The organism is Acinetobacter chengduensis (assembly GCF_003664645.1).
GTDB classification, from domain to species: domain Bacteria; phylum Pseudomonadota; class Gammaproteobacteria; order Pseudomonadales; family Moraxellaceae; genus Acinetobacter; species Acinetobacter chengduensis.
On sequence record NZ_RCHC01000001.1, the window covers coordinates 85,614 to 109,264 of the forward strand.

A 23,651-nucleotide genomic window follows, 5' to 3' on the forward strand; every position below is an offset into this window, starting at 1 on the left:
AGGATTAAAGAATGAGTGAAGAACAACAAGCTCCGCAATTAGCATTAGAGCGCATTTATACTAAAGATATTTCTTTTGAAGTACCTGGGGCACAAGTTTTTACCAAAGAATGGCAACCTGAGTTAAACATCAACCTATCTTCTTCTGCAGAAAAAGTTGATCCAACTCATTTTGAAGTGTCTTTAAAAGTTGTTGTTCAAGCAAACAATGCAGGTGACACAGCATTTATCGTAGATGTAACTCAATCTGGTATTTTCTTGATTGATGGCGTAGAAGAAGAACGCCTACCTTACATTCTTGGCGCATATTGCCCGAATATTTTGTTCCCATTCTTGCGTGAAGCAGTAAATGATATGGTTACTAAAGGTAGCTTCCCACAACTACTTCTTACACCAATCAACTTCGATGCTGAGTTTGAAGCAAATATGCAACGTGCTCAAGCGACTGCAGCTGAAGGCCAAGCTTAATCGTAAAGCCTCAGATCTAAAAAGACCGCTCTTGCGGTCTTTTTTATGCTCTATTTATCCCCTCTCTTTCTAGGAGAGGATTAGGGAAAGGTTATTGATGAGATAACTAAAATCCCCCTAAATCTCCCTTTAAAAAAGGGGGACTGTAAATGACTTACTCAGCATCCAGCATTAATTCTGCACTCATACCGACAGTATTAAAGCCTGCATCTACATACAAAATTTCGCCCGTAATACCATTTGCCCACGGTGAGCATAGGAATAATGCAGCATTACCCACATCTTCAATGGTCACATTACGGCGTAATGGTGCAACTTTTTCATTCAAATCTAACATTTTACGGAAAGATTTAATGCCTGATGCTGCCAAGGTACGAATTGGGCCTGCAGAGATGGCATTTACACGAATGCCTTCTGCACCTAAGCTAGAAGCTAAATAACGTACACCTGCTTCTAAAGACGCTTTTGCCATACCCATCACGTTGTAGTTTGGCATTACACGCTCAGAACCTTGATAGGTCAATGTAAGTAAACAGCCTTGGCGCACTTGCAATAAAGGCTTCGCTGCACGAGCCATTGCAATAAAGCTATACGCACTGATGTCATGCGCAACATTAAAGCCTTCGCGGTCTGTGACCTCTGTAAAATCACCGTCTAGTGTATGTGCTGGCGCAAAACCAATTGAATGTACAACGCCATCTAGGCCATCCCAATGCTTCGCTAATTCTGCAAATGCGGTGTCAATTTCAGCATCGACAGCAACATCACATGGGAATACTAAGGTTGAACCAAACTGTTCTGCAAAATCATCAACACGTTTTTTTAATTTTTCATTTGGATAGGTAAAAGCAAGTTCAGCACCTTCACGATGTAATGCTTGTGCAATACCAAATGCGATTGATAATTTGCTGGCAATCCCTGCGATTAAAAAGCGCTTACCTGCCAATAGTCCTTGTGCCATGTGAATCTCACTCGAAAAAATTTTTAAGCATAATGCCAAGTCTAAAGCATTTTAGACATTGCATAATGCACCTTTTTTTAAACTTTATTAGTTTAGCTTCGTGTCAGTCAAACCAAGAGTCACGTTTAAGCCAATGATAAAGCATCCAAACTATTAAGCCATAACTGTGCTGCAAGTTGCTGTTCATTTTGTCCCAGACTTTGCGCCAAGGCTTGCAATACATAAGGCAAATTAACAGGTGTATTACGCGTTCGGGCACCATCTCCGTGCTGGCAACACAGTGGTGTCATATCAGGGCAATCAGTTTCTAATACCAAATGCTCAGACCCTACTGCCTGTACCACTGCATGTAATTTTTTGGCATTCGGGTTGCTAATTTGCCCTGTGACACCAATTTTAAAACCCAATTTCACAAAGGCTTTGGCCTCTTCTACCCCACCACTAAATGCATGCGCAATTCCACCTTGCCGAAATTTCTGGCTTTTCAGCATTTTTAATACCTCAGCATGCGACTTACGAATGTGCAATAAAATCGGCTTTTGGTAATGCTGCGCCAGTGTCATTTGACTGGCAAAAAAATACTGTTGCCGTGCAAACATGTCAACTTGCTTATGCTGGGGCATAAAAGTGTCTAAACCAATTTCGCCAATGGCTACACAGTGCTCGGTTTGTAGAATCTGCTCTAAATCTAGCAAATGCTGTTCATGGTGCTGTTCTATATAAAAGGGATGCAACCCTGGAGCCAAATAACTACGTGGTGCATTGGACAACTGCTGTACAAAATGATGACTTTGAATTAATTCTGCAAAGCGTGACTGTAAAAAACCAATATGCACCAAGGCCTCTACCCCCACAGCCTTGGCGGCTAGAGCGAGTTCAGCCCGATCTGCATCAAAATCAGGCACATCAAAGTGCGTATGAGTATCAAACAGTTGCATAAATTCAGTCTGTTACTTCGACGCAGCTTTTGGCTGAGCTTCTGACGCGACTGCTTCTACCTTGGCAGGTAAATACTGCGCTTTTAGCACTGTTTCTAGTTGCGTATATGGAATCGTTAAACGAGGTAGTCCCACTACGTAAGGTCCAATGTCATATTCGCCATATTGTAAAATTAGACCATCTTTAGATAAGTAATAGTTTTCGCTCAGTTTAAATTTCCATGCCTGTTCATAATCTTGCACATTGTCGGCTAATTTCGAATCCATCACCCATGTTTTAAAAGCTTCATGTGCTAATTGTTCTAAACGAGGCTTTTGTTTTGGCAAAAGCAAATCATCTAAGCTGACTAATTTTTTACTTTTAAGATCAAAGTTATAATACTGCTGTGCAGCGGCGCCATGCGCCCCACCTAAATAACTACTGCTATTTAACACAACCGTAGCGATAGGCTGTCCAGAATTTAAGATCTTAGGCTTAATCATCAAGCTAATTTGTTGTGCTGAACTTAAGGTCTTTAACTCTTTATCTAAAGCCAAAAATGCGTGTAAATACGGCTCGACCTGCTGTTGCATTTTGATTTGTGGCGTTTGTACATTGGCCAATGATTTTACTTCAGATGCTGCTTGAACCTCACTTGCCACTAAGTTTGCCTTTTGCTGTTCAGGCTCTATAGACAGCATTGCGCCCAACTGCTCTAAAATTTTCTGATCAATAAACTCATCAATAAAGCTTTGATTACTGTTCAGACGATCTAGCGAAATTTCCGGACAGCTTTTGCCATTACAGTCAGGCAATTGAATTTTTAACTTTTCTGCATCACCAATGAGTTTGGCACTTAAATCTGGTGCTGGCTTGGTCGCTTTTTCAGGTTCAGCCTTAGGCTCAGCTTGTGGTGGTTGACATGCAACTAAGCCCATCGACAACACTAAAATGCTGAATAATCCAATATTTTTATGCTTTACCATTTTATTAACCTATCGCCTAAAGGTGCACTTACATCATGTCAGTGATTGCGTGCTTTGTCATTTTCTATACACAAAATGTACCTATTTACATCACTAAACCGATACGTATTTATATCAAATTTCAGTATTTTACTTAAAACATGGATGGGTAGATATCCGCTTTTAGTACTTGTTGCGTCTGTTCTTTTGTTAAATAAATATCCAACTGTTGCCCATCTTTCACAATCTCGTTGGAACGATAATGCAGACCAATACCCTCTTGGTCAAAAAACCAATCTGCCTGCCCCCAATATAATTTTTTAGGTGCTGCACTGCGCGCCAATGTATTTTGTTCTTTAAGCCACTGGGTATAGGCTTGTTGCACAAAGGTATCCATTTGAGCTTGTTGTTTCGGCTCAATAATATCAAGCGCGGTTAAGTTTTTTTGTGTCCGTCGATCCGCGACAAAAAAGTAATAGCGCTCTTTTACTTTAATATTTTCTTGGGCGCTATCGACACCCACTTGCATCAAAACAAATTGATTTCGCTGATACGGAATTCGCGTATATACCGCCAACTCATAGGCATGATTGGCTTTAAACTCGGCTTGCCATGCATCTGACTTTTTCACATAAGCATTCACGGCTTGCTGCAAGCTCATTTGTTGTTTTAAACCAATTTGGTCTTGAATCACTTGCGCCTGCTTTTGTTCAATCCATGTATTTAGCCAACTGTCTTTGGTTTTTAAAGTTTGAATTTCGAGCTCAAGACAGTTTTTAGTTTCACAAAATGGCAAAGCAATTTGTGCGGTTTGCTCTTGAATATTCAAATAAGGTAAGACTTCTGCCAATTCTTTTTTAGGTACAGGCTGTACAGATTCTGAAGCCACTTTCGCATCGGATGCTGATGGTTTTGCACGATCATCACAAGCGCTCAAGCCTAAACTGAGCGCGATGAATGATAAAAATGCAGTGTGCTTAAGAAGCTTCATAACAAGCAAATAACCTATAAAAGTTAAATTAAATTTATCACAAATTAAAACAGCTTCCTAAGAAGCTGTTTGCAATAGATCATATCAAAGTAAGAGTGTACTTTTAGTGTTCGCGCGTATTACGGAACACAATATCAGGATAACGCTCTTGCATTAACTGTAAATTTACACGGCTCGGCGCAAGATAAGTCAAATGACCGCCACCATCGACAGACAGTTGGTCATGTGCTTTTTTCTTAAATTCATTGAATTTTTTCTCATCATCACACGATACCCAACGCACTGTGTTGATGCTTACTGGCTCGTATACACAGTCAACTTTGTATTCTTCTTTCAAGCGATAAGCCACCACTTCAAACTGAAGCACACCGACAGCGCCCACAATTAAGTCGTTACTGTTTTGTGGCATAAAGACCTGAGTTGCACCTTCTTCAGAAAGCTCTTTTAAGCCTTTTTGTAATTGCTTAGATTTCAATGGATCTTTTAAGCGTACACGGCGGAACATTTCTGGCGCAAAGTGCGGAATACCCGTAAATTGAAGATTTTCACCTGATGTGAATGTATCACCAATTTGGATTGTACCGTGGTTATGCAAACCAATAATATCACCCGGCCACGCTTCTTCTAAATGCTGACGGTCGCCAGCTAAGAAAGTTAAAGCATCTGAAATACGTACATCTTTACCTAAGCGTACATGTTTCATTTTTAAACCTTTTTCATACTTACCTGAACAGATACGCATGAATGCAATACGGTCACGATGCTTTGGATCCATATTGGCTTGAATTTTAAATACAAAGCCTGTGAAGCCCTCTTCAGTTGCTTCTACTTTACGATCTTGAGTCGGATGTGCTTTCGGCTCAGGTGCATAGTTACTGAATGCATCTAACACATGGTCTACACCAAAGTTACCCAATGCCGTACCAAACAATACTGGAGTTTGACGACCAGCTAAGAATTCTTCACGGTCGAGTGGCTCATTGGCCATTTGTACCAATTCTAATGATTCTTCAAATGCAGCCCAAGCCAACTCACCCACTTTTTCACGAAGGTCAGCATGGTCATAGCCATCACGTACTTCAATGTCAGTAATGGTTGAACCAAAACCTGCTTTATATACATAGAATTTTTCTTCAATCAGGTTAAATACACCTGCGAAGTCACGACCAGTACCTAAAGGCCAAGTCAAAGGTACACATTTAATTTTTAATACGTTTTCAATTTCATCTAACAGTTCTAAGGGCTCACGGATTTCGCGGTCCATTTTGTTGACGAATGAAATGATTGGTGTGTCACGCATACGACACACTTCCATCAATTTAATGGTACGGTCTTCGACACCTTTTGCACCATCAATCACCATTAACGCTGAGTCAACAGCAGTTAATGTACGATAAGTATCTTCAGAGAAATCTTCATGCCCTGGGGTGTCAAGAAGGTTAATCATCTTGTCTTTGAATGGGAACTGCATTACTGACGTGGTAATTGAGATCCCACGTTCTTTTTCCATTTCCATCCAGTCAGATGTCGCCGCACGGTCAGACTTACGGCTTTTTACCATACCCGCAACTTGAATCGCTTGCCCCCATAACAACAGTTTTTCTGTCATGGTGGTCTTACCGGCATCGGGGTGGGAAATAATCGCAAAAGTCCTGCGAGTCGCTACTTCTTTAGCTAATTGCTCTTTAAACATAAGGGAAATCTTCAATATGTGCACACACTTATCAATGTGTATTAAGCCTGTGCAGTGATAACTTAAAATTGGCGCAATTGTAGCAGATTTATACTTATTTTTTGGTTATACAATATTATTTATCATTTGGAGCAACCCACTATCTAATAGATATGGTTGAATAACCAACCACACTTTTTGCTCCATAATCTATTACAAATCATTATCCCTCGATCTAAACTCAATTTTGTCTATTGAAAAGACAATAACTCCATCCACATCGCCTGCCAAGCCACTCATCTCATCTCATCTCATCTTGATATGTTGGTATATCTCAGTTGATAGCGTAGTAGCAGCACTGTATATATTTCCTTTCCTCAAACCTGCTTCACAGTTCTCCAGTATTGTTCTTTCTAGAATTTCAATAGGCTACTCATGTATGATTTTAATGGCTTTTCATCTTTTTTAGGCTGCCCGCTAGCTTTCTACTTTGCTCATATATTAAACGCATTAACTATTGTTTTTTATAAGTTTTTATTGCCGATATATCTGCTATTTTACTCAAACACTAATATTATTCAATCTTCAAAACTTAGCTGGCTATATGAAAAGATAGCACACCAACATTCCATTTAATTTAGATGCTGATCTCACACTACAAATTGTAGTTCGTATGTTTTCACATCTCTGTCGCTCATCTTATAAAATATACGAGCTTGTCCAAGTAAAATTAAAACTATCACAACAGAAGGCTACTCAGCTAAACAGCATCAACTTACTAATCACCTTTCTCTATAAAAAGAAAAACCTCTACTTCAGCATCCGTTTAAGTTGAGTTTGAATAATTCGATCTTATACACCACACCATAAAGCACACAACAAATTGGAATTTCTGTGACATCTACATTCGTATTATTCCTGTCTATATTTTGGCTCAAGCAAATTTTCGTAAAGCTTTTTTAAATGTATTCCATCCAATAGCGATGGACTTACACAAAGAAAATGCATTTGTAAATTCGCAGTAAAATAATGAATATTTTTGATCTTTAAAATAGAACCAATATATTTATTTAAAAAATAAATCATCAACAATATTATTATAAAAAACACTTACTATAAAAATAAATAAAGTATCAAATATATTATAACATTCAATTCTTAAGGATTTCTTAAGCTATTGATATTATATTAATTATTAATTACAACAATAATTAATCCTTAACTGTTAATATATAGATATTATTTTAATCTGGCAGTTTCTTTAGTATGGTATCAAAAGAATTTAATTCTGTGATTATGGGCATTTTGCACAGTGAAAAGCTTCGTGCCACCATACCAAGAGTCTTAGTATTGAGTGCTTTAATCGAGAAAGACAAAGAACTCACAGCAATTGATATCCATAAAATCATATCAACAGATTATAATGAAGATCTATATATATCAACAATATATAACTCTTTACGTGCTTTTGAAGAAACAGGAATCATTCAAAAATTTAAAGTGGGTGATCAGCAAGCTTTTTATTCTATAAAAAAGAAAAGTGGTTCCATTCGAGCGATTTGTAGCGAATGTAAAAGAACTTATTTTATTAATGATGATGGACTAGAAGCATATATTAAAAACTCTGCAAAGAATATTAACTCCCAATTAAACTCTTTCTCCGCTTTACTCCAAATCACATGTGAGCATTGTAAAAAATAAGCAATTTCTTATTTGGAATAATTATTATTAAGGATAGTTATTCCAAATAACTCTCCCCTATTGTAAAATACGATAATTACAGTATTGCAAGAATAAATAATAATTATTATCATTCGCAAAATTTTTAAATTTTGGGGTGCCTATTAATGTCATTTATTAAAACACGTAAGAAAATTGTATCTTCTGCAATTGCCTCTTCACTGTCAGTTATCGCAGTAAATGCAATTGCACAAGATCAAGTGACTAAACTTGAAACGATTCACCAAGATGTTGTTACTGAACAAGCAAAAAGCTTAAAAGTGGACAAATCTGCGAATAGCAAGTTCATTGCCCCTCTTCTAGATACAGCTAAATCTGTCACTGTTATTCCAAAACAATTAATTGAAGATACTCAAGTAACGACGCTGAGTGATGCTTTGCGTACTGTTCCTGGTATTACATTAGGTGCAGGTGAAGGTGGTAACCCGAACGGTGACCGTCCATTTATTCGTGGCTATAGCTCTGAAAGCTCAATGTATGTGGATGGCGTACGTAATTCATCTTCACAAAACCGTGAAATGTTTGCCGTTGAGCAAGTTGAAGTCACCAAAGGTTCAGCATCATCTATGGGCGGCGCAGGCTCAGTCGGCGGTAGCATCAACATGATTTCTAAAGTGGCTAAAAAAGGCGACTTTTTAGAAGGTTCTGTTGGCGCAGGTACTGATGATTACCAACGTATTACCTTAGATGGTAACAAAGACTTCGGCAATGGTGTTGCAGCTCGTGTTGCAGTAATGGGTCATCATAATAATAAAGCAGGCCAAGGCGATGATGGTGCTGAATACGCACGTTTTGGTATTGCTCCAAGCATCACTTTTGGCTTAGATACAGATACCCGTGCAACATTAAGCTATTACTATTTAAAATCTGACGATACACCAGATTCAGGCATTCCATATAGCTACGGCTATAACAGTGTTACAGGCAAAAATGGTGTAGTCGGAAAACCTGTAAATGTACCGCAAGGCACATACTACGGCTGGCTAAATCGTGATTTCCAAAAACAAGAAAACCACATCGGCACAATCAAATTAGAACATGATTTGAATGAAGATTTAACTTTAAGCAACGTTGCGACCTATAACAAATCAAAAAATGATTATGCTTGGACACAGCCAGATGACTCACAAGGCAACGTAGCCAATGGTAAAGTATGGCGTCGTGCGAACTCACGTATTACTGATACAGATACTTTTAGCGATCAGCTTTCTTTAAAAGGTAAGTTCAATACTGGTGCTTTTAAACATAATTTTAATACCGGTATCGAATACAGCCATCAAAAAACAGATATTGGCGCTTATGACATCACAGATCCGAATACATCAGTGATTAATGGTGGCGCATGTGCATTGCCTGTTTCAAATGGTTGGTGTACTTCCCTAACCTCGCCTAATTCACGTGATCCTTGGTTAGGTTCAATTTCAGAAAATAAAGCAAAAACAACTCAAACATCTAAAAACACGGGTGTTTACTTTGCAGACAACATTGAAATTAATCCTCAATGGCTAATCGATTTAGGCTTACGTTGGGATAAATTCGACACTGAGCTACTGTATAATCAAGAAGCAACATCTGGACGTGGTGCAGCAGCTGTTAAAATTCCAGCAGGCACAAAATATGAGAGTGATCCTGATTTTTGGAGCTACAATTTAGGTGTTACTTTCAAGCCAGCTAAAAATGGCGCGATCTATGCTAGCTTTGCTACTTCTGCAAACCCTGTAGGTATCAATGCTGGTGACGGCGACAACAATGAAAATATTGGTACTGGTACATCAGCATCAATTAACGAGCTAAAACCAGAAGAAGCTCGTACATTTGAAATTGGTACAAAATGGGATTTGTTTGATGACAAGCTCAATGTAACTGCAGCTATTTTCCGTACTGAAAAACAAAATACCCGTATTGCAATTGATGCCAATACAACTGTCAATGCTGGTGAAAGCAAGGTTGATGGTTTCGAACTTGGACTTTCAGGTAATATTACTGACAAGTGGGCAGTCTTTGCTGGCTACAGCTACTTAGACAGCGAACTGACTAAAGTTGCTTATAACGATACCGCAAGCCAAGGCAAACAATTACCTCAAATGGCAAAAAACAGCGGTACGCTGTGGACAACCTATGACCTAACAAATCAATTTACTGTTGGTGCAGGTGCTGTAGCTTCGGATAAAGTTTACGGTAGCTCGAACAACAGTATCTGGGTTCCTGGCTATGTCCGCTATGATGCAATGGCTCGCTACAATGTAAATAAAAATGTTGATCTTCAACTAAACGTTAACAACTTGTCTGACAAACGTTACTTCAGCAAAGCATACGCTTCACATTACACAACTGAAGCCGAAGGTCGCAATGCAGTATTATCTGTGAACTTCAAATACTAAGTTGATGCTTAAGTCTATCCATTAGTACATAGATTTAAATTGAAAAATAGCCTCTTTATAGAGGCTATTTTTGTCACGAATAGAATCTATTCTTACAAAATGTATTGTTATAATTCTTAAAATCTAAAATGCTCAAGTTTAATAGTCAATTCAATGATATAGCTCAATATATAAATTAAGCTGAGCTCAGTCATACAGATTTAGTTTTATTCAATATATCCGTTTTACAGATAGATGAATATATTTAATTGGTGTTTTAAATGATAAAAATTTTATATGTTGAAGATGATGTCATGATTGGTAAAACTACTTTTCATTTGCTTCAGCATGAAAAATTTGAAGTAGACTGGGCTAAAACTGGCACTGAAGCATTAAATTTATTATTTTCTAATCTCTATCACATCGTGCTTTTAGACTTAGGTTTACCTGAACTCGAAGGCCTAGACATATTAAAACATATTCGCAATAAAGCGGATTTAACCAATATGTGTGTCATCATCATTAGTGCGCGAGATCAAAGTAAAGATAAAATCTTAGGGCTAAAATGCGGTGCCGATGATTATATTGTTAAACCTTATGACTTTGATGAATTAGTCGCACGTATTGAAACAGTACTAAGAAGAGGTAAATTTAATCAGGCGATTGAAGAAATCTGTTTTTGTGCAAAAGATGTTTGCTTATTTCCCCAAACACATAAAGTACTGAAAAATAATATTGAAATTGAACTCGCACCCAAAGAGTGGGCCATTTTAGAACCTTTGATGATGTATCAGCGTCAAATTTTCTCACGTCAAATGTTGGAAGAAAAACTTTATGATTGGGATGGGCCAATCAGCAGTAATGCCATTGAAGTGCATATTCACAAATTAAGGCAAAAACTTGGCAAAGACTTCATTCGAACAGTAAGAGGTCTGGGATATTGCATAGATTTGGATGAATAGATGAACATCAAGCCTTTCAGCAAATTTAATTCTTTATATAAGAATCAAGCACTCAGCACCCGAATGATTTGGAGTATTTCTATACTCAGTGTAATACTACTTATTCTGCTTGCATTGGCTGCCTACTCGATTGCCTTAGAGGAATCAGAAGAAATCATTGATCAGCAAATGATTGAGATGTCTAACTTTTTATCGAGAGAAGTAAAATCTGAAGTACGTTCTGTATTTGATTTTAAGAGAAGATATGGCGAAAGAGATCTTTTTATTGATATTACGAATAAAAGCTCATTAGAAACTAGAAGTAACCGAGACAACTACATTGTTCCAGAGCTTCAAGCTGCTCAATTTGTGATTAAAAAATCTTCACGTGGTACTTTAAAAATCTATGTAAAACCAACAGCAACGCAACAAATACAAATCAGTCAACCGATCATTGTCCGTAAAAATTTGGCCAAAGAATTAGCCTTTAATATGCTAGTGCCTTACCTGATTCTGATGCCACTCAGTATTATTGCAATTTATTTATTAATTCGTTTCCATTTAAGGCCATTAGAGCAATTAAAATTGGCATTCGCTCAGCGCGATTATAATGATTTATCTGAAATACAAATTAAAGAACTGCCAATTGAAATTAAGCCTGCTATGAATGAGCTCAACTCTTTATTTTTACGAATAGAGGAAGCACAAATGCAGCAGAAAGTCTTTGTGGCCAATGCCGCTCATGAGCTTCGCACACCGTTGACGTCATTGAGCCTTCAGTCTGATTTACTCATTAAAACCAAACCAGACAGCCCTATTTATAATGAAAATATTATTGATTTAAATTTAAGTCTAAAGCGCATGACGCATTTAGTTGGACAATTAATGTCGTTGGCGCATCAAGAAACGCTACAAGATGAATCCCTACAATCGTTGCACCTCATTGATTATGTTAGGCAATGTGTATCGCAGATGCTAGCAAATGCGCGTCATAAAAATATCGATATACAAGTAGATTGTGAATCAGAAAATATTGCGGTTCTTGCTAAGCACTCATCATTAGAAAGTATTCTCATGAATCTAATCGATAATGCGGTGAAATATAGCCCTCAATTTGGTCAAATTCTGATTGTCATTTATGCCACCGATCAGCATGTTTATCTCGAAGTTCATGATAGTGGATCGGGGATATCAGAAGAACAACGCGACTTAGTGTTCCAACGTTTCGTACGACTACAAGAAACCCAAAATCAAGTCATAGGAAGTGGTTTAGGGCTCTCTATCGTTCAATCTGCTGTTGAGTCAATCCATGCATCCATTCAACTGAATAGCTCCGAACAGTTAAAAGGCTTAAAAGTCTCTGTTATTTTTAAAAAATAATTTAATTCAAATGATTTGTACGTATAAACACAGCCTTGAGTCGCGCACTTATGTTTCATGTGCATGTACAGCATGCTCCGCACATACTCAGTAGAAAAGGCCCAATCTACTTCTGCCCGACGCATTTTTGAAAATGTGAATCTTAAACTTAAATAGATATGAAGCAAATAAGACCATCCCAAACTTATAAAAGTGCCAACATTTCTAAGGTTATTTTTTTAACAGCATCACGGCTTTGAATAATATGGGCACGAATGCTGTTTAATGCTAAATCTTTATTTTTACTCAGTATCTGTTCTAATATCTTTTGATGCTCCGCATAAGTTGCATCAATGCGATAATCCTTAGAAAAATCTAAACGACGAATAATGCGGATTTTCTCACTAACATCACGATGCACCTTCGCCATTTCTGTATTGCCAATTGCCTCAACCAATTGACAATGAAAAGCTTCATCTTGCATCGACACAGTTTTTAAATCATGTAAATACTGTGCAGGCTGAATACACCATAAATTGACTAATTCCTGTAAAGCCTGCTTGAGCTGTTCAGACGGCATGTTACAAAGTTGCTCAATGGCATAGCATTCCAGCAAAATCCTTAAATCATACAGCTCTTCATAGGCTTTAAAATTCAGTGGCTTCACTTCCCAGCCACTACGAAAATGCACCCGTACATAACCGTCTTGTTGCAAGCGATACAAAGCCTGCCGTACAGGCGTACGGCTCACTTCATATAGTTCAGCAATTTCAGATTCTGTAAAACGCGCACCAGGTTTGAGCTGAAAATCAAAAATATCGTTTTTAATTTTTTGGAAAACCAGCTCAGACAAATTGTCTGAGCTTTTCCCAACAGTTGTGGTCGAGGTCATATTTATTCCATATAAACCAGTGGCTCACCGCTATGTACCGTTTGTCCCGCACGGCAGATAATCGCTTTTACAATGCCGTCATCATCGGCATACACTGGCAACTCCATTTTCATCGCTTCAATAATTGCGATAGTTTCACCTTTCTTTACAGACTGACCAGCTTCAACAAAGATCTTCCAAATATTGCCTGTCATGGATGCATTTAGAGCTGCATATTGGCTATAGTCAGTATCGTCTTGCAGAATTTCAATTTCTGCTGGTGCATCGAATTCATCTTTCCAGCGCTCAACTTCGGTGGTGAAGGCTTGCTGTTGCTGAGCTTTAAATGCAGCAATACTTTCCTTCTCTGTTTCCAAAAAGGCTTGATAGGTTGCAAAATCAAATTCGGTCTCTTCAATTTTAATTTCAGCCACACCATTGGCAAAATCTGAACGGAATTGATCGAGTTCGGCTTCCGTCACTTCATAATATTTAATTTGGTCAAAGAAGCGTAAGAACCATTGCTGATCACCAAACTGCTTGTTCTTTTTAAACTTATTCCAAATCGGCAAAGTACGGCCAATCAATTGATAGCCACCCGGTGAGTCCATGCCGTAAATACACATGTACATCCCACCAATACCAACAGTACCTTCTGCCGTGAAGGTACGTGCAGGATTGTATTTTGAGCTGAGTAGACGATGGCGTGGGTCAATTGGTACAGCGCATGGTGCAGTCAAATACACATCGCCTAGACCTAAAATCAGGTAATTGGCATCAAAAATAATCTCTTTAACTTGCTCACGGTTGTCTAGACCATTAATACGTTGAATAAAATCAACGTTATTGGGTAACCACGGCGCTTTTGCGCAGACACTTTCTTGATAGCGCTCGACCGCCCCTAAAGTTGCTGAATCTTCGAAGGCCATTGGTAAATGAATAATGCGTGATGGAATTTTGATTTGACTCAAATCGCCCATGTCATTTTCTAGCCCTAATAAAAACTGGATTAAATTGGCTTGGCTAAAGCGTAGACCGTCATATTTAATTTGCAGTGAACGCACACCCGGTGAAAGCTCTAAAATTCCGTCAATATTGGCCTCACGAATCAACTGCATTAAACGATAGACACGTAAGCGTAAGGCTAAATCGAGGACGTTTTCACCATATTCAAGCAAGATATAACTGTCTCCTGCCTGGCGGTAAATCGCTTTGGGTGCATGCTCATCTGCCTCACGCACAGCCAATACACCTTCAGCTTTACATTCAAAATCAGTGACTTCTGTAAATTCAGGTGCATCTGCAAAGTTTTGAATATCTGCAATTTGCTGCACTTCGAGTGCATTGGCCTGCTCTATACTCATTGGATAAAAACTGATCTTATCATCCGCTTTAAGCTGACCAATTTTCCAAAGCTCTGCTTTAGCAATAGTCACAGGGCAAACAAAACCACCTAAGCTTGGCCCATCTTTGGCCAAAATCACTGGGAAATCACCCGTGAAGTTAATCGCACCAATCGCATATTCACAGTCATGCACATTGGATGGATGTAAACCTGCTTCACCACCGTTTTCACGTGCCCAGCTTGGTGTTGGGCCTGTTAAACGGATGCCTAAACGGTTGGAGTTGAAATGAACATTCCATGTCGAAGCAAAAAACTCTTCAATATATTCAGGTTTAAAAAAATCAGGTGCGCCATGCGGGCCATAAAGCACACCAATTTTCCATTCCTTTCCATAACTCGGAATGCGCTGTGCGTCCAAAGCTTGCGGTGTGGCTGTTGCAAGCTCCAAGCCATCTAAAGGCAAGCTTGGATTGACCATTTTAATCATGTCGCCAGCACGTAACACACGCCCAGCGTGGCCACCAAAATTACCTAAGGCAAAGGTTGAACGGCTACCCAAATACTCAGGCACATTTAAACCATTCCTTACAGCTAAGTAAGTACGACAACCAGATTCAACTTGGCCTAGCGTTAATGTTTGCCCTGCTTGAATATTGATCGGTTGCCAAAAAGCGACATCTTTACCCTCTAAAGTTGCACGACATGGTGCACCCGTAAGCGCCACAATACTGTCCGCATGAAACTTCAGACTTGGCCCTTGTAGGGTAAACTCAAAACCAGCAGCTGACTGTGGATTACCGACAATTTGATTTGCCAACTGAAACGCATAATCATCCATTGGGCCTGATGGTGGTACACCGATATCCCAATAACCTACCCGCCCTGGATAATCTTGAATAGAACTTTGTGTCCCTGCTTGTAGCACCTCAATCACATTTGGCACGTATTTAAAATCGTCTAGTAAGCGTGTCCAGATTTGCATATTTTCAAATCGTGCATCTGACACCACCGTATGCGCATAGTCTAAGTTGGTACTAATGCCATTCAATCGCGTTTCAGCCAGCGCTGTTTTTAGCTTGGCAATCGCGCTGTCTCGGTCTTCAGCATGCACAATAATTTTGGCAATCATGGGGTCAAAATATTGCGAAATTTCAGTGCCTGTAGACACCCATGTATCTACTCGGATATCTTCAGGGAAATATACATCGGTTAAAATACCAGGGCTCGGCTGAAAGTTTTTGACTGGATCTTCTGCATAAATTCGCACCTCAATGGCTGCGCCTTTTGGCTGAATGTGACTGAGTTTGTCCCAGTCTAAAGCATCTCCTGTAGCCACTTTGAGCATACATTCAATTAAATCTAAGCCTGTTACCATTTCAGTCACAGGATGTTCGACCTGCAAACGGGTATTCACCTCAAGAAAGTACACTTCATCACGAGCGGCATCATAAATAAACTCAACCGTACCCGCACTGCGGTACTTGACCAATTGACCAAGTTCAACGGCAGCACGGTGCAATTTTTGACGCGTTGCTTCAGGCAAATGCGGTGCAGGTGTTTCCTCAACCACTTTTTGGTTACGACGTTGCAATGAACAATCACGCTCGCCAAAAGCCACCACTTGGCCCAAGCCATCACCAAAAATTTGTACTTCAACATGGCGTGCTTTATCTACAAAGCGCTCAAGAAATACGCCAGCATCTTTAAAAAATTGTTCACCAAGACGTTTTACACTTTCGTACGCATCTTTGAGTGATTGTTCATCATCACAACGAGTTAGACCAATACCACCACCGCCTGCGGTACTTTTCAGCATGATTGGATAACCAATTTCAGCTGCCGAAGCAAGTGCTTCATCCAAACTAGCCAATAGCCCTGTACCTGGGGTCATAGGTACATTAGCAGCTGCTGCCAACTCACGGGCACGATGTTTCAAACCAAATTCTAAAATTTGTTCAGCTGTTGGCCCCATAAAAGCAATGCCATTTTCTTCGCAGGCGCGGGAAAATTCGGCACTTTCAGATAAAAAACCATAGCCTGGAAAAATCGCCTCAGCACCCGTTTGTTGAGCAGCTTGAATCAATTTTTCAATACTTAAATAGGTGTCTGCAGGTTTAATGCCTTCAAGTGAAACGGCTACATCTGCATCTAATACGTGTTGAGCATAACGATCAGTGTCTGAATACACGGCAACCGATTGCACGCCTAGCTTTTTTAAAGTACGAATCGCACGAACAGCAATTTCACCACGGTTTGCAATTAACACTGTTTTAAACATGATTATTCCCCGATTTTTTTAATTTGATTTTGCTGTTGTTTGTTGTAGTGATTGGATATAAGCGCGCCAGCCACCAAACTCACTGATATTTTTCGCACCATTTAAACCATAAGGCTCACAAATAAAACCCTTAACCCAACGGCCATCTGCGAGTTCTACATTTCCCATCCCCAGTGGCGTTGGGATTTCTGCAACAAATTCACCAAAACGTGCTTTTGGAATATCCCAAAGTTCAACAATAATTTTTTGGCCTTCGTCCTGACGGGCCAAGCCAGGTTTGGGTGGTACAGTCCCAGGCAAAGCAAATAAGGCATAATCAGCAGATGTGGTGGTGGTTTCCACATGTACGGCTTGACGTGTCGTCAGTTGGAAATTCAGTGGCATCCCTGAGAGATGTGCACCAACGACTGCAACACGAAAATGCTGTGCAGAGGGTGCAGAAATAGCACGAGAAGATTCAGGCCATTTTTTATTGATTGCACCTAGTGGTAATTGCAGATGCTGTTGCCATGTTTGTGCAAAGTCGGCTAAGGCTGCATCGTGCCAAGCAGGAGCAATTAAGGTGATGCCAAATGGCAAGCCATCTGCTCGAAAGCCTGCGGGTACAGCAATGGCACTCAGGTCAGCTAAATTAGTAAAGTTGGTATACGTACCAAAATGGCTATTATTTTCAATCGGCGCTTCTGCCATTTCAGCAAGCGTATGAATGGTTGGCGAACTTGGCACTACTAGTGCATCAAATTGGGCCAACGTTTGTTGAATGTTACGTGCCAAATCTTGTTTTAAATACTCTGCCCGATAAGTATCGACTGCGCTGTATTGCTTACCTTTTTGAATAATTTCTAAAACTGTTGGGTCAAAGTCCTGAGCAGATGTTTCTAATAAATCAGCGACCGCAGCAGTCCGTTCTGCAACCCACGAACCTTGGTAAAGTTGGCTCGCCAATTGATTAAACGCACTGAAATCAATTTCAGTAATCTCTGCGCCTAAGTTTTTCAATTGAAGTAATGCTTGTTGGAATGCATCAGCAGACTGAGTATCGCCAAAAAATTCTAATTGCTTGGGAATGGCTAATTTTAATTTTTCGCTCAATTTTGCAGGTGCTGTTGCAGGATTGACACGTGAATAGCTATCTTGAACATCAAAGCCTTCCATGAGCAATGCAACATCGTTGGCATCTGCAACGGTTAAAGCAAAGATTGAAATGCAATCGATACTTTTACATGCTGGCAATAAGCCAGTATTAGAAAAGCGTCCTTTGGTTGGCTTTAAACCCACGATATTATTAAAGGCTGCAGGTATACGCCCCGAACCTGCGGTATCTGTCCCCAGTGCAATCGGCACTAAACCACGAGCCACCACACTGCCTGAACCAGAGCTTGAACCACCGCTTACATAGTCAGGATTAAAAGTATTCTGTACTGCGCCAAAAGGCGAACGTGTGCCGACTAAGCCTGTGGCAAATTGATCTAAATTGGTTTTGCCAACAATGATCGCACCTGCCTGCTTTAAGCGTTGTACGACATAAGCATCCTGTGTTTTTAAATATGTGAATAATTTAAAAGCGGCCGTTGACGCAAAGCCCGCCACATCAATATTGTCTTTAACTGCAATAGGTACACCAAATAAAGCTAAAGTTGTCGCATTTTCAATTTTTTTTAATGCGTCAATCTGTGCAGTTAATTGTTCTTTAGATGCAATTGAAATCCATGCAGGATCTGCACGATCAAATTGCTCGACCAATGCATATAAGTCTTCGAGTTGAATTGTGTTGTCCGCGTAGCCCGCTTTCCATTCTGCTAAAGTCCAGCCTAAAGTTTTTATTGGGTTCATTGATGTGCTCATTCTTGTATCCAAGTTTGAATACTGTGTTGCACACATCATGCCAAAAATATTTTATTACTATTTTTCAAATACTTAATATTTAAATAAAGATTTTAATCATTCTAATCTAAATCATTATAATATCGCTGTGTTCTAAAATAGATCATCGAGCCTCCCAACTTGCACCACATCAGTTTCAGGTGACTGCGCGTATCCTCTATCTCAATGCGACATTAGAGCTAGGCTATTATTTTTCTCATGGCTTATCTTCGGCCAAGCTTATCTATCTATTCTTGGCTTGTTTAAAACAATATCTATATCTGAGACACAAAATTAAACACTGATACTCATCTATTGAAATCAAACATATTCGCGCGCTTCTAGACGCGCTACATCTACAGGTAATCCCAACAAATAACCTTGCATCTGTTGGCAACCTAAACGCGTTAAAATTTCTGCTTGTAATGGCGTTTCAACACCCTCAGCCGTTACCGTTAGGCCTAACTTAATCGCCAAATGTACAATACTTTCTAAAATCATTTCTTCTTTTGAAGATGCGGTTAAATCATGAATGAAGCCTTTATCAATTTTTAACTCATCCACAGGTAAGTTTTTTAAATATAAAAAGCTCGAATGACCTGTACCAAAGTCATCAATAGCCAGCTTAATCCCCATACTGCGTAAATGCTCAAACGTACGAATACTAATATCAATATGATGCATGGCCGTAGATTCAGTAATCTCAATCATTAAATGATTGGGATTAATTCGATAACGATCAAACAGCGCTTCTAAGGTTGAAAATAAATGCTTGTGTTCAAATTGAATCGCAGACAGATTGACCGCAATCGGAAGGAACTGCTCATTTTCGCTGTCTTCCCAAAGTTGAATTTGTCGGCACGCTTGCTCAAGTGCCCAATACCCCATTGGAATAATCAGACCTGTTTTCTCTGCCCCCCCAATAAACATATTTGGCGTAAGCAAACCTAAGGTTGGATGCTTCCAACGAATCAGGGCTTCTACACCACACATGCTTAAATCGCCAGCATTAAACTTCGGCTGATAAAACAAAATAAATTGTTGTTCTTCTACGGCCTTATATAAATCATTAATGAGTTTGGTTTGGCTTTTGGTTTCGTGTTGATCGATGGTATAGCTAAAAATTGAATAGGTATTGCGACCTTGGTATTTCGAGGTCAGCATCGCCGCATCAGCATTGATTAATAAATCTTGTAAATTACTGCCATGTTCAGGATACATGGCAATGCCAATACTGCCCGATAAGTTAATTTCTTTGCCTGCAATTAAAAAGCTTTCTTGAATGATTTCAAGTATGCGCTGGGCAACTTGAGTCGCTTGCTCAGTTTCGGTGTGTTCTAACACCATCAGAAATTCATCACCACCAATTCTTAATAGTTTTGAACGTGAGTCCAGCAAGCGGTGTATACGATTAGCCAATTGAATGAGTAGTTGATCGCCAACATGATGTCCAAAAACATCATTTACTGCTTTAAAACGATCTAAATCGATATATAAAAATGCAATTTTTTCTTGATTGCTTCGATGTTCTGTAAACAGTAAATGAGCATATTCTGCTAAAAACAAACGATTGGGTAATTTGGTTAAATTGTCTTGTACTGCTTGATTTGCTAGTTCTTTATTGGCTTTTGATAATTGCTTATTACGGTCTTCTAAACGTTGTTCGAGTAGCGCGACACTAAAAGCCGCAATAAAAATTAAAGCCGTAATAAAAAGTACTGTAAACAGGAGCATATCATGGCTAGATTGCGCTTGAATTAAGCTTTGTTGTACATCTATTTCTATAAATTTTGTAGCAGCCATGCCAATAAAATGCATGCTCACAATAGTCATCGTTAATGCTGCAGATACCGCCAGTTTAGCCAAAAGATTACGGTACTGATTTAATTTATTTTTAAAGGCTAACCAAAAGGTTAAACCTGAACCGCAAATAGCAACCACAATAGAACAGGTGACGACCAATGGGTCATAGTAAATATCATGACCTTTCACCATGAGACCCATCATACCAGTGTAATGCATCCCAGAAATCCCCAGCCCCATTAACACAGCGCCTAAAATTAAGCGGGCGAAAGGCAAAGTCGGACGTGTGGTTAACCAAATAGCAAAGGTTGATGCAATAAAAGCAATAATGTATGAAGTAAACGTTAAACCAAAATCAAAATGATAAGGCCCAGGCATCATACTTGCCTGCATTCCTATAAAATGCATGCACCAGATTGCCACCCCTAAAATGATACCGCTTGCTACTAAGATCATTCTTTCGTATTTAGGCTTAGAACTGCGAAATAACAACTGTTCTAAAGAAACTGCTAAATAACAGACCACCAAGGCCACTACTACTGATCCAAGCACTAGACTGTAATCATAATGTATATGAGTCATATTTAGCTTTTCCGCATCAGCTCTGATTATTGTTCTTTACACCCAAAATGCCACACACACAAAAAGGTAGATGAATAGGCTTTTATTAAAAGACTACCTATAAAACAACCAATTGCCTTAAGAATCCATTACTCTGTCTATAAGGTCAAGTGTTTATTCTGCGTTTTATTACCCCTTGTCGAAATCCTGAATTTTGATTTGAATTAGGTCACTCAACTGACAGAAGTTGCTAATTTATACCGATTTATGACACTTTTCCACAAAAAAACCAGTGCATTCGCGAATGCACTGGTTTCATTTTCTACGGATAAGAGGTTTTAAGAAGCAGGCTTATGTTTCGCCTGTAAACTTGCATAATCCAACAGTACATTAGCAGCTTCATTCACAAAGGTTTCTTCCTCTGGCAATGCTGGGCGTTGGTTCGCTTTCATTTTGGCACGCGCTTCAACCAATGCATCTAAAGACGCTTGGTAACTCTCCCAATTGCTATAAGGTTTCAATCCAGTCGCTGTACGGCGAGCATTTTCTGCATCTAAGGTTTTTTGCTCAAGATCAAGCAATTCTTTTTTACGTTGCTGTAAATCGAGTACCACTTGCTTTTGCTCATCAGTTTTTTTCGCAAGGCTGGTACGTTGCTCTAAGTACTTAAACTGAGGATCAATGCTGACACGTTGCTGTGAAGATTTAACCAAGTCAGGCACATAGTTTTTAATTGAGCCTTCACGTTTGAATGGTGCGGTTGGAATCGTATCCCATTTTAGGGCATTTTTTGCCTTACGCTCACCAAACTCTTCATTGTAAATATCGACCAATTTCACATCTGGAATAACCCCTTTATTTTGGGTACTTCCACCGGTAATACGGTAAAACTTACGTTGTGTCAGCGTTGCTTGACCGTAAGCCAACGAGTCTAATTGAACCTGTGCGGTACCTTTCCCTGTGGTTGTGCTACCAATCACAATCCCACGTTCATAGTCTTGAATCGCAGCTGAGTAAATCTCACTTGCCGATGCAGATGCGAGATTAATCAGAACTGCCAATGGGCCTGCATAGGTTTGCGCACCACCGTCGTCATCTTCAAATACGCTGACATTGCCATTACCGTCACGAATTTGTACCACTGGGCCAGACTTAATCACTTGCCCCAACATACGCGATACTTCATCCAAAGAACCACCTGGGTTATTTCGTAAGTCGATAATAATCCCTGCCACATTTTGAGCATTTAAAGCTTTTAATGCTTTGTTGGTATCTTCAGACACTGAACGATACTCTGCCCCTGCACGACGGGCACGGTAGTTCAAATAGAAAGATGGGATTTCAATTACCCCAAACTTATACGTTTTGCCATCACGTTGAATATCAACAGTCCGTGAACGTACACCCGCATCTTCTTCTTGAATCACATCGCGCACAATAGTCACATTACGGGCTTGGCTCATTGAGGCGCCTGCACCCAATAAACGTACAGTCACTTTAGTACCACGCTTACCGCGAATCAGCCCCACAATTTCATTGCTTGGCCAACCCACTACATCCACCATTTTGTCACCATCTTGTGCGACGCCAATGATGCGATCACCCGATTTAACTTGGCCAGATTTACTTGCAGGACCACCTTCTACAATGGTTTCAATCTTGGTGTAATCTTCATTGCCACGCTCTGGACGAATTGACACCCCAATCCCTTCCAGTTGAAGCGTGGTTTGACGGTTTAACTCCATCGCATCTACAGGTGGGAAATAGTTACTGTGCGGATCGTAAGTCAGCATCATCGCATTCAGTGTTTTATCTAATACATCATCACTTTTTAAACGACTGATACGCTCAAGTTGGCGGGTATAACGCTTGGTCAGCGTCTGTACTGGTGTTAAATCTTCTGGACCTTTTAGGTCTTGTCCATTGGCTAACTCAGGATTATCTTTCAGCGCTTTTTGTTTGGCTTGCTCTTCTTCTTTGCTAATCGTGAGATTGATCAGCTGAGAAACCAACATTTTGTTCCAATGTGCACGTTGCTCTGCTTCAGTTTTAAAGAACGGCGCTTTTTCACGATCCGTTTCAATCACCACATTCGGCTGATTTAAATTTTGTGGTTTTTTAAGTTCAGCCAACATATAGCTATAGAACTGTTTTAAACGTGCGCGATACTGCGTATGAATTTCATAAGGCCCAGACAAGTTGCCTGCTTTTAAATTGGCACCAAAATTTGCACCGAAACGCTTTTTATAGTCTTCAACTTCAGATGCCAAGAACAAAGTATGTTCAGGGTCTAAGCTGTCTAAATAAAAATCTAGAATTCGATTAGATGTATTGGCGTCTAAACGCTGATTTAAATAATGCTGACGATCTACTAAGGTAGCAAGCTGGCGTGATACCAAGGCTTGTTCTTGCGTTGGTTGAATCGATTGCGTGGTTGCTGGTGCATTTTCCGCAGCAATCGCTTCATTCACCACATGTGTAAAAAATAAACCACCTGTTGCCAAGGCAACGGCGCAAGCTAAAGTTTGAAGTTTCATATCTATGTCGTACTTCCTT

The 23,651-nt window shown here is 39.6% G+C and carries 15 protein-coding genes; 5 read left to right on the top strand and 10 right to left on the bottom strand.

The features are described from left to right. Positions 1-11 precede the first annotated feature (11 nt). Positions 12-467 carry a protein-export chaperone SecB gene (secB, locus tag D9K81_RS00410; protein ID WP_120374249.1) on the top strand — a complete coding sequence of 152 codons (456 nt, stop codon included), beginning with the start codon at positions 12-14 and terminating at the stop codon, positions 465-467. A 154-nt stretch (positions 468-621) separates the two neighbouring features. Here secB and D9K81_RS00415 read toward each other — a convergent pair whose 3' ends face one another. From D9K81_RS00415 to D9K81_RS00435, 5 genes are all read right to left on the bottom strand, one after another. Next, the gene (locus tag D9K81_RS00415; RefSeq protein ID WP_120374250.1) at positions 622-1,428 is read right to left on the bottom strand and encodes an enoyl-ACP reductase FabI; all 807 of its coding nucleotides are present in this window, start codon (positions 1,426-1,428) and stop codon (positions 622-624) included. A 125-nt stretch (positions 1,429-1,553) separates the two neighbouring features. Beyond that, positions 1,554-2,366, bottom strand: coding sequence for a TatD family hydrolase (locus D9K81_RS00420; RefSeq protein WP_120374251.1), 813 nt, complete (start codon positions 2,364-2,366; stop codon positions 1,554-1,556). A 12-nt stretch (positions 2,367-2,378) separates the two neighbouring features. Further along, positions 2,379-3,332: an RsiV family protein gene (locus tag D9K81_RS00425; protein WP_120374252.1), complete on the bottom strand. Its 954-nt coding sequence runs from the start codon at positions 3,330-3,332 to the stop codon at positions 2,379-2,381. Between the two features lie 133 nt (positions 3,333-3,465). Continuing rightward, positions 3,466-4,302, bottom strand: a complete 837-nt coding sequence (locus tag D9K81_RS00430; RefSeq protein ID WP_120374253.1) for a hypothetical protein — start codon at positions 4,300-4,302, stop codon at positions 3,466-3,468. Between the two features lie 103 nt (positions 4,303-4,405). Continuing rightward, complete coding sequence (locus D9K81_RS00435) at positions 4,406-5,995, bottom strand: peptide chain release factor 3 (RefSeq protein WP_120374254.1); 1,590 nt, start codon at positions 5,993-5,995, stop codon at positions 4,406-4,408. 1,245 nt (positions 5,996-7,240) lie between these two features. On the opposite strand from D9K81_RS00435, the gene D9K81_RS00440 reads away from it, so the two are divergent. From D9K81_RS00440 to D9K81_RS00455, 4 genes are all read left to right on the top strand, one after another. After that, entirely contained in the window at positions 7,241-7,675 is a 435-nt protein-coding gene (locus tag D9K81_RS00440; protein WP_120374255.1) for a Fur family transcriptional regulator, read from the top strand. A gap of 146 nt (positions 7,676-7,821) precedes the next feature. Continuing rightward, positions 7,822-10,095: a TonB-dependent receptor gene (locus tag D9K81_RS00445; RefSeq protein ID WP_120374256.1), complete on the top strand. Its 2,274-nt coding sequence runs from the start codon at positions 7,822-7,824 to the stop codon at positions 10,093-10,095. Positions 10,096-10,355: 260 nt separating this feature from the next. After that, positions 10,356-11,036, top strand: a complete 681-nt coding sequence (locus tag D9K81_RS00450) for a response regulator transcription factor (protein ID WP_120374257.1) — start codon at positions 10,356-10,358, stop codon at positions 11,034-11,036. Beyond that, entirely contained in the window at positions 11,037-12,395 is a 1,359-nt protein-coding gene (locus D9K81_RS00455; protein WP_227601994.1) for a sensor histidine kinase, read from the top strand. A gap of 184 nt (positions 12,396-12,579) precedes the next feature. On the opposite strand, the gene D9K81_RS00460 is transcribed toward D9K81_RS00455, so the two are convergent. The 5 genes from D9K81_RS00460 to D9K81_RS00480 form a co-directional block, all read right to left on the bottom strand. Next, positions 12,580-13,266 carry a GntR family transcriptional regulator gene (locus D9K81_RS00460; protein WP_120374258.1) on the bottom strand — a complete coding sequence of 229 codons (687 nt, stop codon included), beginning with the start codon at positions 13,264-13,266 and terminating at the stop codon, positions 12,580-12,582. A 2-nt stretch (positions 13,267-13,268) separates the two neighbouring features. Further along, complete coding sequence (uca, locus tag D9K81_RS00465; RefSeq protein WP_120374259.1) at positions 13,269-16,868, bottom strand: urea carboxylase; 3,600 nt, start codon at positions 16,866-16,868, stop codon at positions 13,269-13,271. Between the two features lie 18 nt (positions 16,869-16,886). Further along, positions 16,887-18,701, bottom strand: coding sequence for an allophanate hydrolase (atzF, locus tag D9K81_RS00470; protein ID WP_120374319.1), 1,815 nt, complete (start codon positions 18,699-18,701; stop codon positions 16,887-16,889). A gap of 351 nt (positions 18,702-19,052) precedes the next feature. Further along, a complete protein-coding gene (locus D9K81_RS00475) occupies positions 19,053-21,116 on the bottom strand; it encodes a bifunctional diguanylate cyclase/phosphodiesterase (protein WP_120374260.1) in 2,064 nt (687 codons plus the stop codon). Positions 21,117-21,433: 317 nt separating this feature from the next. Next, positions 21,434-23,632, bottom strand: a complete 2,199-nt coding sequence (locus D9K81_RS00480) for a carboxy terminal-processing peptidase (RefSeq protein ID WP_120374261.1) — start codon at positions 23,630-23,632, stop codon at positions 21,434-21,436. Between the last annotated feature and the right edge of the window lie 19 nt (positions 23,633-23,651).